At 70.6% G+C, this 15628-nt stretch carries 11 protein-coding genes; 2 read left to right on the forward strand and 9 right to left on the reverse strand.

Annotated elements, in window-relative coordinates; genetic code table 11:
• Positions 1–33: 33 nt before the first annotated feature.
• Entirely contained in the window at positions 34–804 is a 771-nt protein-coding gene (locus ACZ4N4_RS31945; protein WP_467595319.1) for a DUF72 domain-containing protein, read from the reverse strand.
• Positions 805–819: 15 nt separating this feature from the next.
• Positions 820–1914: a DUF5925 domain-containing protein gene (locus ACZ4N4_RS31950; protein ID WP_467595322.1), complete on the reverse strand. Its 1095-nt coding sequence runs from the start codon at positions 1912–1914 to the stop codon at positions 820–822.
• A 174-nt stretch (positions 1915–2088) separates the two neighbouring features.
• Between ACZ4N4_RS31950 and ACZ4N4_RS31955 the strand changes: the two genes are divergently transcribed.
• Positions 2089–3513 (forward strand): GH39 family glycosyl hydrolase, encoded by a 1425-nt coding sequence (locus tag ACZ4N4_RS31955; RefSeq protein ID WP_467595325.1) that lies wholly within the window; start codon positions 2089–2091, stop codon positions 3511–3513.
• A 23-nt stretch (positions 3514–3536) separates the two neighbouring features.
• Here the strand turns inward: ACZ4N4_RS31955 and ACZ4N4_RS31960 are convergent, their stop codons facing one another.
• The 5 genes from ACZ4N4_RS31960 to ACZ4N4_RS31980 form a co-directional block, all read right to left on the reverse strand.
• A complete protein-coding gene (locus ACZ4N4_RS31960) occupies positions 3537–7409 on the reverse strand; it encodes a lipopolysaccharide biosynthesis protein (RefSeq protein ID WP_467595327.1) in 3873 nt (1290 codons plus the stop codon).
• Positions 7402–8202: a polysaccharide deacetylase family protein gene (locus ACZ4N4_RS31965; RefSeq protein ID WP_453574892.1), complete on the reverse strand. Its 801-nt coding sequence runs from the start codon at positions 8200–8202 to the stop codon at positions 7402–7404. Before ACZ4N4_RS31965 ends, ACZ4N4_RS31960 begins: the two co-directional genes overlap by 8 nt.
• Positions 8195–9208, reverse strand: a complete 1014-nt coding sequence (locus ACZ4N4_RS31970; RefSeq protein WP_467595330.1) for a glycosyltransferase family 2 protein — start codon at positions 9206–9208, stop codon at positions 8195–8197. The genes ACZ4N4_RS31965 and ACZ4N4_RS31970 overlap by 8 nt, the downstream gene beginning before the upstream one ends.
• Positions 9205–10026, reverse strand: a complete 822-nt coding sequence (locus ACZ4N4_RS31975; RefSeq protein WP_467595332.1) for a glycosyltransferase family 2 protein — start codon at positions 10024–10026, stop codon at positions 9205–9207. The genes ACZ4N4_RS31970 and ACZ4N4_RS31975 overlap by 4 nt, the downstream gene beginning before the upstream one ends.
• Positions 10027–10447: 421 nt before the next feature.
• Positions 10448–10894, reverse strand: a complete 447-nt coding sequence (locus tag ACZ4N4_RS31980; protein ID WP_467595335.1) for a hypothetical protein — start codon at positions 10892–10894, stop codon at positions 10448–10450.
• A gap of 347 nt (positions 10895–11241) precedes the next feature.
• Here ACZ4N4_RS31980 and ACZ4N4_RS31985 point away from each other — a divergent pair, with 347 nt between their 5' ends.
• Positions 11242–12039, forward strand: a complete 798-nt coding sequence (locus ACZ4N4_RS31985; RefSeq protein WP_467595338.1) for an SGNH/GDSL hydrolase family protein — start codon at positions 11242–11244, stop codon at positions 12037–12039.
• Positions 12040–12124: 85 nt separating this feature from the next.
• On the opposite strand, the gene ACZ4N4_RS31990 is transcribed toward ACZ4N4_RS31985, so the two are convergent.
• Both ACZ4N4_RS31990 and ACZ4N4_RS31995 read right to left on the reverse strand, forming a co-directional pair.
• Positions 12125–13732: a serine/threonine-protein kinase gene (locus tag ACZ4N4_RS31990; protein ID WP_467595340.1), complete on the reverse strand. Its 1608-nt coding sequence runs from the start codon at positions 13730–13732 to the stop codon at positions 12125–12127.
• Positions 13733–13777: 45 nt separating this feature from the next.
• Positions 13778–15601 (reverse strand): sulfite exporter TauE/SafE family protein, encoded by a 1824-nt coding sequence (locus ACZ4N4_RS31995; protein ID WP_467595819.1) that lies wholly within the window; start codon positions 15599–15601, stop codon positions 13778–13780.
• Positions 15602–15628 lie beyond the last annotated feature (27 nt).

Genomic DNA, 15628 nt, shown 5'->3' on the forward strand with positions numbered 1-15628 from the left:
GGTGGTGGGAAGTGAAGCGGCAGGGGAAGGTGATCAACCGCTGGGGGTCAGCTGCGGTGTTCGGGTCACCGGCAGCCCCGCTCTCTCCGCGACCCTCGCGAACGCCACCGCGTCCCGCACCGCCGCTCCGCCCGGGTCGTTGTTGAAGTACGTGTAGACGTCGGCCTTCTCGGGGTACGCCGTGGCGATGCGGTCGGCCCAGGTCTCCAGGGCGCGGCGGCCGTAACGGGGCCAGGGGGCGGCCCGGCCCTCGTGGAAGCGGACGTAGGCCCAGCCGGTGGTGCGCCAGAGCGGGGTCATGGGGTGGGCCCGGATGTCGGACCAGCACAGGGCCGCGCCGCGGGATTCCAGGACCTCGCGGGTCTCCCGTGTCCACCAGGAGTCGTGGCGGGGTTCCACCGCCACCCTCGTGCCGCGCGGGAAGCACGCCAGGCAGGCGTCCAGCAGGGCCGGATCGGCCTTGAGGGTCGGCGGGAGCTGGAGCAGGACCGGGCCCAGCCGGTCGCCCAGACCCGCCGCGTGGGTCATCAGGCGGTCGACCGGCTCCGCGGGCTCCTTCAGGCGCTTGATGTGCGTGAGGTAGCGGCTCGCCTTGACCGCGATCACGAAGTCCGCGGGGACCCGGTCCCGCCAGGACGCGAAGTTCTCGCGGCTCGGCAGGCGGTAGAACGCGTTGTTCAGCTCGACGGTCGGGAAGTGTGCCGCGTACTCCTCCAGCCACCGCCGCACGGGCACGTCGGCCGGGTACAGGACGTCCCGCCAGTCCTTGTACTGCCAGCCCGAGGTCCCGATGAACAGGGGCATACCCCCATCAAAGCACTACAGGTACAGCCCCGCGTCCGCGTCCTCCCGTGCGCCCGGTACCGAGGTCGGTGCCGTGCCCCGGCGCAGTGCGTACAGCTCCGCCAGGGTCGCTCCCTCGCGGCCCACGCCCTCTTCCGTGCCGAGCCAGTTCACCGCCTCGGGGCGGGTCAGCGCGCCCACCTCGATACGGGCGAGGCAGCGGCCGGGGCGGACCACGGCGGGGTGCAGGCGTTCCAGGTCCTCGTTGGTGGTGACCCCCACCAGGACGTTGCGGCCCTGGCCGAGCAGCCCGTCGGTGAGGTTCAGCAGTCTCGACAGCGCCTGGCCCGCGGTGTGCTTGGCCTCGCCGCGGATCAGCTCGTCGCAGTCCTCCAGCAGGAGCAGCCGCCAGCGGCCCTTGCCGGCGCCGTCCTCCTCGCCGATCGCGATGTCCATCAGATAGCCGACGTCGGAGAAGAGCCGTTCGGGGTCGAGGACGCAGTCCACCTGGCACCAGTCCCGCCAGGAGCGGGCGAGCGTACGCAGGGCGGAGGTCTTGCCGGTGCCCGGCGGGCCGTGCAGCAGCAGGAGACGGCCGGCGATGTCCTCGGGTGTCGTCTCCATCAGGCGGTCCATGGCGTCCGCCACCGGTGTCGTGTAGTTGGCGCGTACCTCGTCCCAGGTGCCGGCGGAGATCTGCCGGGTGGTGCGGTGCGGGCCGCGCCTGGGGGAGACGTACCAGAACCCCATGGTCACGTTGTCCGGCTGGGGCTCCGGCTCGTCCGCCGCGCCGTCCGTAGCCTCGTTCAGCACCTTCGCGGCCAGCTCGGCGGTGGTCGCGGTGACCGTGACGTCCGCGCCCCGGTTCCAGCGGGAGACCAGCAGCGTCCAGCCGTCGCCCTCCGCGAGCGTGGCGCTGCGGTCGTCGTCACGGGCCACCCGCAGCACCCGCGCCTCCTTCGGCAGCAGGGTCGCCCCGGTGCGCACCCGGTCGATGTTGGCCGCGTGCGAGTACGGCTGCTCGCCCGTCGCGAAGCGGCCGAGGAACAGCGCGTCGACGACGTCGGACGGAGAGTCGGAGTCGTCGACGTTGAGCCGGATCGGCAGCGTCTCGTGCGGCTTGGCAGACATGCCGCCATGATCCGACACCGGGGGCCGCCGCGCACCCGTTTTCCGAAGTGGGCGGAGAGTGTCGGATGTGCGCCGAGCTTCCGGAGTATCCGGAGTGCCCCCTGGTCCTGTCGCACGGCTGTCGATCGCCGATACCTCCCCCGGGGGCGATTTCCGCCACTACTGTTGTCCTTGATGGGACGTCATGAGTGGAATTCGGGGGCTCGGCGGTGGCGGCTCACCGCCCTGCTCGGTGTGGGCGTGGCCGCGCTCGCGCTGATCGTGACACTGATCAACACCCTGCCCGGGGGCGGCGGCAGCACCGCGGGCACGACCCGCGACGGCGACAAGGTGCACGGCACCCCGGCCACCCCGCACGACGCGGCGCAGCCGTATGTGGGCTGGGGCTTCACCCACACGCAGTACAGCGCGGACGAGGGCAGCGCCACCGCCACCGACCGGGTCGAGAACCTGCTGGCCCAGGACGGCGGGCTGCCCCAGGACCAGGCGATCATGGGCTGGGGCGCCGACAACCCGGAGCCGGTGAAGGGCCGTTACGACTTCGGCGCCCTGGACCGCCGGGTCGACTTCATGCGCGGGTCGGGCGGCACCCCGGTGATCACCCTGTGCTGCTCGCCGGACTGGATGAAGGGCGGCAGGGCCGGTGTGAACAACACCGACTGGAGCCAGGCCGCCCTGGAGACCGCCCCCACCCCCGGCCACTACCAGGACTACGCGAACCTCGCCGCCACCGTCGCCAGGCGCTATCCCGACGTACGGCACTTCATCGTCTGGAACGAGTTCAAGGGCTTCTGGAACAACGACAAGGCCCGCTGGGACTACGAGGGCTACACCGAGCTGTACAACCTCGTCTACAAGGCGTTGAAGGCCGTGAACAAGGACATCATGGTCGGCGGGCCGTACCTCGTCATGGACAGCTTCGACCCGCGCCAGACCGAGAACGCCTCACCCACCCTCAAGGGCCCCTGGGGCGTCATGGACCAGCGGGTCGTCGACGCCTTCGACTACTGGAACACCCACAAGGCGGGCGCCGACTTCGTGGTCGTCGACGGGTCCAGCTACACCAACGACGACGACCTGCTGCCGGACGAGTTCGCGGCCACGGACAAGCTGACGTACGTGAGCGAGTGGGTGCGGAAGCAGACGCACGACCTGCCGCTGTGGTGGGCCGAGTACTACGTCGAGCCCGCCGACGGCAGCGACGAACGCGACGGCTGGACCGAACCGCACCGGGTCGCCGTCCAGGCCACCGGCATGATCGCCATGGTGAAGGGCGGCGCCGGCTCCGGCTTCTACTGGAACCCGGAGGACGAGAAGGGCGGCGACTGCGCCGGCTGTCTGTGGACCACCACCGACAGCGCCGACGGAGGACGGCAACTCCCCATGTACGACCTGGTGTCGCGGTTCGGGAAGGCGTTCCCGCCGGGGACCCGCTACGAGACGGTCTCCGTCGCCGAGGACGACGCGCCCAACGTGCGTGTCCTCGCCGACGACGGGACCGTACTCGTCGTCAACACCCTCGGCCGGACGATCAGCGCGCAGGTGGACGGCAAGCGGTTCGACCTGAAGGGGTACGAGGTCAAGTGGCTCACCCGGTGAGCGGGTGAGCCACTTCGTCCCTCCTACTTGAGCGTCAGGAACCGCTGCACCAGCGATGCCAGCACCATCGCGAGCAGGGGCAGCGAGAACCAGAAGCTGCCCTGCAGCAACCGCAGCTGACGTACCCCGGGCCGGACCGCCACCCGGACCACCTCGCGAGCCGTCAGCAGCAGGATCAGGGCCACGGCGGCGAGACCGCCGACCACCGACCACGGCGTCCAGGTGATCCGCGGCCCGATCGGCCCCGGATCAGGTTCCTCCACCGCACCCGCGGGCCGCGTGCGCAGCGTGTACATGGTCACGTCATCGTTGACCAGGGCCTTCGTCAGATCCTGCCGGTCGTCCAGGTTCTGGATCAGCCGGCTCTCCCAGGTCGCCGAGTATCCGGCGTCCATCTGGAGATAGACGACCTGACTCCTGTTGATCATCAGATACGAGTTCGGGCCGGCCTCCTTCAACGCCTTGACCAGGCCCGACACCAGCACCGGGTCGGCCGGCGCCAGTGTCGGCACGTAGTCGACCCGCTCCATGTCCTTCGCCCCCCACGGAATCGCCGGGGTCACGTCGTTGACCGTGTCGTTGCTCAGCCACAGCAGCCGTACGGTCGGCTTGTCATGGGCGTAGACATAGTCCATCGCGGCGACCTCGCCGGGCCGGACCCGCTCGAAGGACTCGTTGCCCCAACGGGCCACCAGAAAGCCGCCCATGAGCAGCAGACCTGCCATCAGCGCGGCCACCGGCGCCAGGCTGACCCGGTCCTTCTCGCGCTCCTTCGCCGTGGCGCCGGTGCGCGGGAACAGGGCGAGAGCCGCCAGCAGGGCCGCGCCCGGCAGAGCGAACATGAAGACCCGCAGGGCCATCTCGCCGCCGTACGACTGCATGCCGAAGCCCAGGAACGGCACGAAGGTCAGGACCAGCAGGGACCGCTCGCGGTACTTGTGGAAGCGGCGGCGCCACCAGCCCCAGACGGCGAGGACCATCATGCTGCCGGCCAGCAGGACCCGGACGTACAGGACCAGCTTGTGGGTCGAACTGCCGCCCTGGATACGGCCGGAGACCGAGGTCGAGACATTGCTGCCGACCCCGCCGACCCCGCCGAACAGGTCGTTGAAGTGACCCGACCAGTACGGCTCGGCCATGAAGCCCAGCCAGACAGCCGCGACCACCCCGAACAGGATGGGCAGGCCGCGCAGTTCGGACCTGCCGACCAGGACCAGGGCCGCCAGCACGCCCAGCATCACGAACGGGGTCAGCTGGTGTGCCGGGACGGTCGCCGCGTACAGGCCGATCAGCACCATGAGCATGACCGCCTGTTGGCGGCGGTCGGTCGGCTCGACCTCGGCCTCGCCCGGGCGGAACCTCGTCCAGACGACATGCGGGGCACGGAACCAGACGAGCAGGATCGCCACGAACATCAGATAGAGGAGGTACGTGAAGCCCTGCGGGGAGAAGTAGTCCTGGCCGACCCAGCCGCACAGCACGAAGATCCAGATGCCGGTCCACTTCGCCCGCCAGCTCGCCCGCAGCGACCGTACGAGCAAAAACATCGGTGCCAGATAGGCGAGTTGGACGAACGTCGGCCACCAGCGGATGACCTCGGTGAAATCCGTGACCCCGCAGGCCCGGCCGATGAAGGCCGCCGCCGCGAAGAAGCCCGGCCAGCTCCAGCGGGCGTCCAGGTCGGGGACGGCCGACCCGGTACGGTCGATGTAGTCGATGAACCCGAGGTGCTGCCAGGCGGTCGGGAACCGCGGCTGCGTCTCGATCACGGCGGGCAGCGCGTGCAGCGACACGACCGTGGCCAGCAGGGTGACCAGGAGCAGCGCCTTGTGCTCGCGGCGCAGCCACAGCAGTGCGGCGAACACCGTGACCAGCAGGGCAGCCCCGACCAGCGTCGGCAGCGGCAGCACCGAGATCAGCCCGAGCCCGCCCATCCGGTCCAGGTCGGCGTCGTCGAGCCGGGCGGCCGGTACCCAGTAGAGCAGGAGGGCGGCGACCAGAAGGCAGCCGAGGACGACTCCCTGGCGGGTCGGGATCAGCCGCTCCCGCAGCGACAGCGCGGTCTCCGCCGGAGGTTCGGCCGGCACCTCTTCCTGCTCCGCCGGTACGACCGCCTCCCCGAACGGCGCGTCGACCTCCGCCTCCTTCGGCGGCGAGGACTCGGCCGGCCCGAGCGAGGCCTCCGAGCCCGGCTCCCTCCCCCAGTCCCGGCTTCGCTCGACCGGGTGGATGCCCGTCTCCACCGGCAGCCCCAGGTTCCGCGGTGGCCGCAGCGCCCAGGTCGGCCGGTCGTCCGGCAGGACGACGGACGTGCCCGAGGGCGGGGTTCCCGGACCCGGACGGACGTCCGGGCGGCGCTCCACATGGTCGAAGTCCACATGGATGCCGAGGGCGAGGGTGTCGGTGTCCAGTGCCCAGGCCGGGCCCCGCCTGCGCGGTGCCGCGGTGGTGGGGATCATGGGGGTCCCCCCGCGCGAGCGAAGCCGAGCGTGGGGGAGCGCCCCCAGGTCGGCGAGGTCCCCGTCCGGTGCCGCGTCCTCCGGGACGTCGGCCGGAGATGCCCGGAGCGTCCGCCACAGCCTGGGCGCGGCGATCGTCACGATCACCGCGAGGCTGGAGATCTCGGCCACGCCCGCGCCGGTCAGCCCCATCCGGGGCAGCAGCAGCAGGGTCAGCCCGAGCACCAGCACGCACAACAGGCCCTGCAGCCAGGCCAGTCCGGCGGTGCGGCTCTGAGCGCGCAGTACCGCGAAGTAGGTCTCCATCACGACCCTGAGCAGCGCGCCGGCCGCGAACCAGCGCAGCAGCGGGGTCGCCGCGTCCGCGTAGCCCGCGCCGAACACACCGAGGATCCAGGGCGCCCCGAAGAACAGCAGCGAGCAGATGGGGATCATGATCCGGGCCATCCGCTTCAGCGCGGCCCGGGTGTTGGCGGCCAGCCGGGCCGGGTCGTGCGAGCCCTCGACGGTGAGCGAGGCGCCCATGTTGATGGCGAGCAGGTTGGTGGTGCCGCCGATGGTGGTGGTGATGTAGAAGTACGCGTTGTCCTCGGAGCTGACCTGCGAGGCGATGATCACCGGGACCAGGTAGACCACGGCGAGGGAGAACAGCGAACCGGTGTAGTCGCCGGCCAGGAACCTGCCGATCTCCTTCAGAGTGGGCGGCCTGGCGTGTTCCTCGGTCGCCTTGACGTGCCGGGGCACCAGGCGCCGGAACACCAGCCAGCCCAGCGGCACCACCGAGGTGGCGATCGCCGCGACCCAGGACACGAACACACCGGCCAGCGGGACGGCCACCGAGAAGGCGACCAGCAGGCCCAGCTTGACCGCCGAGAACACGGTGTTGCCCACCGGCACCCAGGGCGCGTTGCGCAGCCCGGTCAGCACGCCGTCCTGGAGCGTGAGCAGGTTCCAGGCGACGACCGCGACGACGAACCCCAGTCCGGGCAGCGGCCCGTGCAGGAAGCGGTACGACGGCCCCCACATCCCGAGGGTCATCAGGAAGACCCCGGCGGCCAGCGCCACGATCAGCGAACTGCCTGCGTAGGTACGGAAGATGAGCCGTCCGGTGGCCTTGCCCGCCACCGGGATGAAGCGGGCCAGGGCACCGGTCAGGGTCACCGCGGTCAGGCCCGCCAGGAGTTTCATCGCGGCGATCGCGGCGGAGCCCTGGCCGACCGCCGACTCGGAGTAGTAGCGGGCCGCGGCCAGCCAGAAGCCCAGGCCCAGCACGGCGGAGATGCCGGTGTTGAGCATCAGCGCGTAGGCGTTCCGGAAGAGCGGGCTGCCGCCGGAGGAGCTGCCTCTGCCGGGCAGCCGAAGACGGCGCCCCGACTGCTCGGGCGCCGCGGTGTCGTTGGTCGCGGCCTCGGTTGTGGTGGTCGTCGTGTCAGACACGGGAACGGATGGCCTTCCGGCGGAGCTGGCGGGCTCTGCGGAGAACGGCGTACCCCTTGGTGAGGGCACGGTCCTTGGCGAAGTTGCGGGCGATCGCACGGCCTTCGAGCAGCTGTGCGAACTCCGCGGCGTCCGTGCTGCGGCGTACGGTGACGCGGCGCAGCGCGTACGGACCCTGTCGGCGGCGGGCGAGGCCGTTCTCGACGGCGAGCGCCTGGGCGTACCCGGTGTCCCGCACGGCCTGCCGAACCCGGCGGCTGGAGTAGCCGTACGGGTAGGCGAACGAGGCCGGCTCGGTGCCCAGTTGCTCGGCGACGATCTCCCGGCACCGCACCAGTTCCTCGCGCAGCCGGTCGTCGGCCAGCTGGTCGAGCTGCGGATGGGTGTGGCTGTGCCCGCCGATCTCGCAGCCGGCGTCCGCGAGTTCGCGTACCTGGTCCCAGTCGAGCATGGCGTCCAGGCCGCCTCCGGTGTCGTACGCGCCCCGGATCCAGCCCGTCGAGACGAACAGGGTGGACGCGAAACCGTGCTTGGCGAGGACGGGGAGGGCGTGCCGGTGCACGCCCTCGTAGCCGTCGTCGAAGGTGATCAGGACGGGCCGGTCGGGGAGCGGGCCGCCGGCGCGCCACCCTGCGGCCAGGCCGGCTGTGTCGACGGGGGTCAGGCCCAGGTCGCCGATGAGTGCCATCTGCTCGGCGAACGCCTCCGGTGCCACCGACAGCGCGCGGGTGGCCTCGTTCGGCGCGGTCGCGACCGAGTGGTACATGAGGATCGGCACCGGTGTCTCAGCCATGAGGTCCCCCCTCCGCCTCGGCCATGAGATGCTCCTCGATCTCGGCGACGGTGAAGGTCGCCCCGCCCCGCCGTGCCCGCAGGCTTCCCACCACGTAGCCGCCCGCCGCCGTCAGTACCCCGGTGACGATCGCACCGGCCCGGCCGGCGCCACCCGGCCGGGCCAGGAGTGCGTCCCGCAGGCCACGAGCGACCCCCGCGGGCAGCACACGTGTGGTGTACCGGCGTTCGGACTCGAGTCCCTTGCCGGCGCCCACACTCCGGGCGACCAGCGCCTTGGACAGGCCCTCGGCGTAGGCGCGGGTGCGGAAGTAGCCGAAGTGCTCACGAGCCCGCGGCACCCGGTGGTGGATCACCGCGCGGTCGTCGATGAGCAGCACGGCGTCCGGGCGGGCCCGGGTGAGCCGGATGCACAACTCGGTCTCCTCGCAGCCCAGCGGGCGCTTGTCGCCGTCCCGTCCGATGCCGGTGGCGAAGCCGCCCGCCGCGTCGAACGCGGTACGCCGGAAAGAAGCGTTTCCGCCGAGGACGTTGCGGACCCGGACCCGGCCCGCCGGCAGTCCCCGGTAGGTGCAGCCGACCACCCAGTCGAACTCCTCGGGGAACCAGTCCGGTCGGCGGCCCGAGGCCCAGACGGGCATGGTCCGGCCGCCGACCGCCATCACCTGCGGGTCGGCGTACCCCTCGGCGAAGCGGCGCAGCCAGTCCCGTTCGGCCACGGCGTCGTCGTCGAGGAAGGCGATCACCTCGCCGTAGGAGCAGGCGATACCGGTGTTGCGGCCCGCGGACAGGCCGCGGGGGCCCGCGTTGGCGAGCACCCGGACGTCCGTGGCCTGCTTGTACTCCTCCGTGAGCCGTTCCAGGAGCGCCGGGTTGTGGTCGACGACCAGCAGGGTCTCCAGCGCCGGATACGACTGGGCGCGCACCGAGGAGACCGCCGCGAGGATGTCCTCCCAGCGGTCCTCGGTGTACACGCAGATCACGACGGAGATGTCGGGATCGCTCAAGACGACTCTCCCTGGCCCGTGCTGAGCATCGGGGAGTGCCGGACCTGCCGGCGCAGCGCACGCCGGTTGGAGCGCTCCCCGAGGATCACCTTGAGGACCCGGAACCCGTCCCGCACGGCGCGCAGATTACTGGTGCCGTGGATGCGCAGGTACTCGTAGCTGGGTATCTCCTGTACCTTCAGGCCCGCCTTGACCACCCGGACGTTGATCAGGGTCTCGATCTCGAAGCCGGTGCAGTCGAGGTCGATCTTGTCGAGGCAGTGCCGCCAGAAGGCGTTGTATCCGTAGCAGAGGTCGGTGTAGCGGGCGCCGAACTTGCGGTTGACGATCGTGCACAGCGCCCAGTTGCCGAGCTTGCGGATGAAGGTCATGTCGTCCGTGCCGCCGCCGTTGGCGAAGCGCGAGCCCTTGGCGAAGTCGGCGCCGGAGACCAGGGCGGAGACGTACGACACGATCTCGTGGCCGTCGGCCGAGCCGTCCGCGTCCACCATGACGATGATGTCGCCGGTGCACGCCTCGAACCCGGTGATCAGGGCATCCCCCTTGCCCTTGCCACTCTGTTCGACGACTTTCACATCGGGCCACAACTCTCGCGCGACTTCCACGGTGTTGTCGGTGGAATTGCCGTCCACAAGGACCACTTCGTGTATCCAGCCGGGAAGTGTCTTGAAGACGTAGGGGAGATTCTCCGCCTCATTCATGGCGGGGATCACCACGCTCACCGGCGGTGTGATCGCCAGGTGCGAGGAGATCGGTCGGTATTCGGCAGCCAGTAACGGATCTTGGTCCGAGGCAGGCTGGCGCAGAACAGAACTCATGAGTCTTGTCCCTCTCGTCCGGTGGACCACCCGCCCCTGGGCGGCCCGCTTCCGTGTCCGGTTCGAAAGGGGGGTTATCACCCGTGGCACGGAAAACGGCTCTCCGTATCCGCAGGTGAGCTGGTAAAGCTAACCGGTCTGCCGGAAAACGGCAGCCGGTCGCGCGGCACGACTCGGAAACAACAGTGGTCACACTCGAAATGACAGTGGTCATTGCGGTCACCGAGCACGGCACCCCCCTACCGCGCCCCGCTCCGGAACATCGCGGTCCTTGAGCCCTCCCCTGGTGCCGCTTGATGATGATCCGATGCGGGTGAGATGTACGACGGTATTGATGATTGAACCAGTATGGCAAGGCCTGGAAGTGCGCCTCACGTTTTTGTTGGTTTGGCCGTTACGTAAATTTGGCCGACCTCGTTCCTCAACTCGAACGGATTTTCCCGGTCCGTCGGGACGTCCGTTTGAGAATTCGTTCCACCGGTCGCAGTCGTACCAGCAGAAGCGGGAGAACGCTGATAGCTGTCACGGCGACGACTCCGCCGCGCCAGGACCAGCGGTGCGTGGCGAGCATGCCCTGTGCGATCAGCATGTCCAGGGCGACGGCGCCCGCCAGTGCGGTGAGCGCCCGGGCGAACGGATCGAGCCCGCGCAGCGCCAGACCGATCGCCCCGGCAGGCGCGGCGATCAGGAAGAGCAGCGTGAACGGGCCGCGCAGGGACGAGCCCGAATCGGTCAGCGCGAGCAGTGCGCCGGTCCCGGCGACGGCGGTCGCGGCGCCCGCGAGCAGCGGTCCCAGGTCCCTCCCCGGTCCTGGCCGTGCCCGTTCGTCGCCGTCCGGCGATGGTGTCTTGAGCCGTATGGTCTGCATGGCCGACTTTGCCCCCCAAGGCGTCGGATGCCGGACTTCAATGTCGCGCAGGAAAACCGGGGGCGTCAAGCGGGTCTCCGGACCTGACCGTTCCCCGGAGACACGGGTTGCCTCCAGGGAACAAGTCGCTCGTTTCGGGTCCCTATCGCTGATCGATTACGACACGAGCTTCAGGAGCTTGTTCTGTCCTGACTGGCTTGTCATGAGCATGTAAGCACATCGTCAACCACAGGATCGTTCCGGCGAGGGCCGGTTGGGGGCCCGAAAAGTTTTGGCATGGACACTTCCCGTCAACACGCGTAGTTGGTACGACAGTTGTGGCAGAGATCCTGCTAAAGGGAGGTTCCATGAGACGTTCCCGAATTACGGCATACGTGGCTTCACTCCTCCTCGCCTCCGGCCTCGCTCTCGCCGGGGCCGCAACCGAAGCCCAGGCCGCGACCGGCGGCTACGTGGCGCTCGGCGACTCGTACTCGTCCGGTGTCGGCGCCGGCAGCTACATCAGCTCAAGCGGCAGTTGCGACCGCAGCACGAACGCCTATCCGTACCTGTGGAACGCCGCCCACAGCCCGTCCTCGTTCTCGTTCCTGGCCTGTTCGGGCGCCACCACGGGCGACGTGCTCTCCGGTCAGCTGGGCACCCTCAGCTCCTCGACCGCCCTGGTCTCGATCACCATCGGCGGCAACGACGCGGGCTTCGCCGACGTCATGACGACCTGTGTGCTCAGCTCCGACAGCACCTGCCTGTCCCGGATCAGCACCGCTGAGGCCTACGTCGACTCCACCCTCCCCGGCAAGCTCGACAGCGTGTACAACGCGATCAGCGCCAAGGCCCCCAACGCCAGGGTCGTCGTCCTCGGTTACCCCCGCTTCTACAAGCTGGGCACCACCTGCCTCGGCCTCTCCGCGGCCAAGCGCTCCGCCATCAACAACGCCGCCGACTACATCGACGCCGCGATCGCCAAGCGCGCCGCCGACCACGGCTTCGTCTTCGGCGACATCCGCACCACGTTCACCGGCCACGAGATCTGCTCCAGCAGCTCCTGGCTGCACAGCGTCAACTGGCTGGACATCGGCGAGTCGTACCACCCCACCGCGGCCGGCCACTCGGGCGGCTATCTGCCGGTCCTGACCAGCAACGCGTGACCTTCGGTCCTCAGTGCCGACGCGAGACCTCCGGTCCTCGGTCCCGACGCGAGACCTCCGGTCCTCGGTACGCGCTTGCCGGCACTCAGGACGAGCTTGAAGGCGAAGGCGAAGAGGAGGCCCCGCCGGTCGGGGTCTCCGTCGTTTTGGTGCAGGTCACCGAGAACGGCACCGAGTTGGACGTGGTCGTCACCGGACTGCGTACCTCGACGGCGATCGCGTCGTTCAGCGTCCCGCTGTCGGACCAGGTCGTCACGGTCACCCCGGTCTGCCGGGTCTTCCCGCCGCCGTCCGGGAAGGACAGCGTCTTCCACCCCTGGTCGTCGAGCGAGCCGTTCTTCAGCACCCAGCGGTACTGCACCTCCGCGGGTGCCCTCCCGACCGTGAACGTCGCCGTGAAGGCGGGGGCCTGTGCGGTCGACGGCGGACAGCTCCCCGAGTAGTCGGTGCGGGATCCGGCCACGCTGACCTTCACACTCTGTGCGGCCGTGCTGCTGCTCGCGGACGGCGACGGGGACTTGGACTCCTCCTTGCTGCTCCGGCTGGGCGCTGGGGAGCTGAGGTTGCTGGCCGACTGACTGGGGCCGGCGTTGTTGTCGCCGCCATCGCCGTCGTCATGGTGGAGAAGGGCGTACGTCAGCCCGCTCAGCGCGAGGACGACCAGCACCAGCCCGATGACCAGCACGGTACCGGCCCTGCGGTTGCCGTCGCGGTCGGACGCGGGCGGCCGGGTGTCCGTGGGGGTGGGCAACGGCGGTGTGGGGGAGGGCGGTTGCTGCTGGTGGGCGACGCGGGTCGGGGCGTCGTACCGCCCCGGGACCGGCACGGTGGCGGCGGTGCCGGGCGTGCCCCCGAACGAGGGGGTACCGCCCGCCGCGACCAGCCGCAGGTCGTGTTCGGCCTGTTCGGCCGACAGCCGGTCGGCCGGGTCCTTGCGGAGCAGCCCCTCGATGACGGGCGCGAGCGGCCCCGCCCGGTGCGCGGGCGGCAGTTCCTCGTCCACCACGGCACGCAACGTGTTCAGCGGGGTGTCCAGCCGGAACGGGGAGGTGCCCTCCACCGCCGCGTACAGCAGCACACCGAGCGACCAGAGGTCCGACTCGGGGCCGAACGCGCGCCCCAACGCCCGTTCCGGGGCGAGGAACTCGGGTGAACCGATCACCTCGCCGGTCATGGTCAGCGCCGAGCTGCCCTCGACGGTGGCGATCCCGAAGTCGGTGAGCACCACCCGTCCGTCGTTCGACAGCAGCACGTTGCCCGGCTTCACATCGCGGTGCAGCACCCCGGCGGCATGCGCGGCCCGCAGCGCGGACAGCACCTCGGCGCCGATACCGGCGGCCCGCTGCGGGGACATCGGGCCCTCGGTGTCCAGTACGTCGGCGAGGGACACCCCGCGGATCAGCTCCATGACGATCCAGGGCCGTCCGCCCTCCATCGCCACGTCGTACACCGTCACCACATTGCGGTTCGCGACCCGGGCCGCGGCCCAGGCCTCGCGCTCCAGACGGGCGTACATCCGCTCGACGTCGGGGCCGGGCAGCCCGGCCGGCGCCCGTACCTCCTTGACGGCGACCTCGCGGCCCAGCACCTCGTCCCGGGCCCGCCACACGGTGCCCATGCCACCCTCGCCGAGCGGGGACAACAGTCTGTAGCGGCCCGCGATCACTCGCTCACGGCCCGGCTCTTCGGTCACGGGTGCTCCCCACGGCAGCTCGCGCTGATTCATCACAAAAGTAACTCAGAGCAGTGCGGATGCGGCGCCCTTGAGCACCAGTCCGGCGCCCAGGGCCACGACCACGAGCGCCGAGGCGAGCGGGGTGGTCCTGCGGACCAGTGTGGCCATGGGGTGGGTGGTCCACCGAGGGCGTTTGTCGAGCATCCGGGTCATTCCCGTACCCAACTTGACGACGGCGAACCCGGCGGCGGTCAGCGTCAGTGCGAGACCGATGCCGTAGGCGACGACGAGAAGCAGCCCGAACCAGGCCTGTCCGAGGGCGGCGGCGCCGACGAGCACGACCACGGCGGAGGGGCTGGGGACCATGCCCCCGGCGAACCCGAGGAGGAGGGTGCCGCGGAGGGTGGGGGCCGTGTCGTGGGTATGGGTGAACCCGCCGTGGCTGTGCGGCACGGCGGTGTGACCGCTCTCGGGGCCTGCGCCCCCGGGCCCCGCTTCGGCCTGAACGGCCGCGTCCTCGAGCGCCGGACGGGCTGTGCGGGGCGCGGACCGGCCGTCCGCCTCAGCCGTCGTGGCGGTGAACCCATGTGACCCGGCGTCGTGACCGTGGCTGTGACCGTCGGCGTGGCGGTGGTCGTGGTCGTGGGTGTGCGCCTGACCGTGTTCGTGTTCGTGGTCGTGCGGGTGCGCGTGACCGTGTTCGTGGTCGTGTGCGTGGCCCCGCTCATGTGCGTGGGCGGGACCGTCGCCGTCGTCGTGCGCGCGGGCGTGTACGTGGCCCTGCCCGTGGGCTCCGGCCAGGGCGAGCTCTCGCTTCTCGGCTGCGGCGTGCGCGTGCTCGTGTTCATGCGCGTGGTCGTGCTCATGGTGATGGCCGTGGCCGTGCGCCTGCTCGTGGGCCCTGTTCCGCCAGGCTCGGCGGGTCAGGTTCGCGCCCGCCGCCAGGACCATGAGGCCGCTCGCGATGCCGAGCCAGGCGATCACCGACGGGGTGGCCGCCGAGCCCGCTGTGACCAGGACACCCAGGGCCACCACGCCCAGCGTGTGGGTGACCGTGACCGACGCGGCCAGCGGGAGGACGTCGCGCAGGCGAGCGCGGCCGCCGCGGGCCGCCGCCGTCGCCGCCATCAGGGTCTTGCCGTGGCCCGGCGCCAGCGCGTGCATCGCGCCGAGGCCGATCGCGATGAACAGCGCGAGCGCCGCGAACCCGACGGTGAGGTGGTTGCGGGCGACCAGGTCGGTCAGGGCCTGGGTCCAGTGGTCGACGCCCCGGGGGAGGATCGCGGCGCCCGGTGCGTCCTGCCGTTCCTCGGCGAGGGCCGGCCCGCCCGGCCGTACGCGCACGGCGGCGGTCGTGATGTCCGCCGGGGAGGAGAGCAGGTCCTTGGGATAGCTGGTGAGTTCGTGGGAGACGGACGTCTTCGGTACGTCCGTCCTCGTCAGCGTCATCCGGTCGCCGCGCGCCGTGATCTCCCGCCAGCCGGGACCGGTGTCGGTGCCCGCGCTGTGGAAGGAGAGGGAGGCCGTGCTGCCCTTGGGGAGGGGCGCGGTGAACCGGCACTCCACGCGGAGGGTGTTCAGACCGGCCTGGCCGGGCCGCAGTTCGGCGTGGCTGGTCCCGACGGTGAGCGCGGTCGCCCTGCCGTCGACGGTGAGTGTGCTGCCCTCGGCCGCGGTCGTGCAGCGCTGCTCGGCCCACCTGGCCGTGCCCAGCCGCTTCAGGTCGGGCTTGGCCTGGGTCGCCGGGATCTCGGCCAGGTCCTCGACATGGTCGACGCGGAGCTGTCCGGGGGCGGCGACGAGACCGTCGTACTTGTTGACGGTGAAGTTCCCGAGCGGGTGGGCGCTCGCGGCCGTGGCCGGCAGGAGTGCGAGACCGCCGGCCATGACGAAGAGGGCGGCGACGCGGCGGAG

The organism is Streptomyces sp. NPDC026538 (assembly GCF_055567535.1).

Bases quoted from the DNA above. Each gene is read 5' to 3' on its own strand.
- ACZ4N4_RS31945 (WP_467595319.1), bottom strand. From the start codon at position 804: ATGCCCCTGTTCATCGGGACCTCGGGCTGGCAGTACAAGGACTGGCGG.
- ACZ4N4_RS31950 (WP_467595322.1), bottom strand. From the start codon at position 1,914: ATGTCTGCCAAGCCGCACGAGACGCTGCCGATCCGGCTCAACGTCGAC.
- ACZ4N4_RS31955 (WP_467595325.1), top strand. From the start codon at position 2,089: ATGGGACGTCATGAGTGGAATTCGGGGGCTCGGCGGTGGCGGCTCACC.
- ACZ4N4_RS31965 (WP_453574892.1), bottom strand. From the start codon at position 8,202: ATGGCTGAGACACCGGTGCCGATCCTCATGTACCACTCGGTCGCGACC.
- ACZ4N4_RS31975 (WP_467595332.1), bottom strand. From the start codon at position 10,026: ATGAGTTCTGTTCTGCGCCAGCCTGCCTCGGACCAAGATCCGTTACTG.
- ACZ4N4_RS31980 (WP_467595335.1), bottom strand. From the start codon at position 10,894: ATGCAGACCATACGGCTCAAGACACCATCGCCGGACGGCGACGAACGG.
- ACZ4N4_RS31985 (WP_467595338.1), top strand. From the start codon at position 11,242: ATGAGACGTTCCCGAATTACGGCATACGTGGCTTCACTCCTCCTCGCC.
- ACZ4N4_RS31995 (WP_467595819.1), bottom strand. From the start codon at position 15,601: ATGGCCGGCGGTCTCGCACTCCTGCCGGCCACGGCCGCGAGCGCCCAC.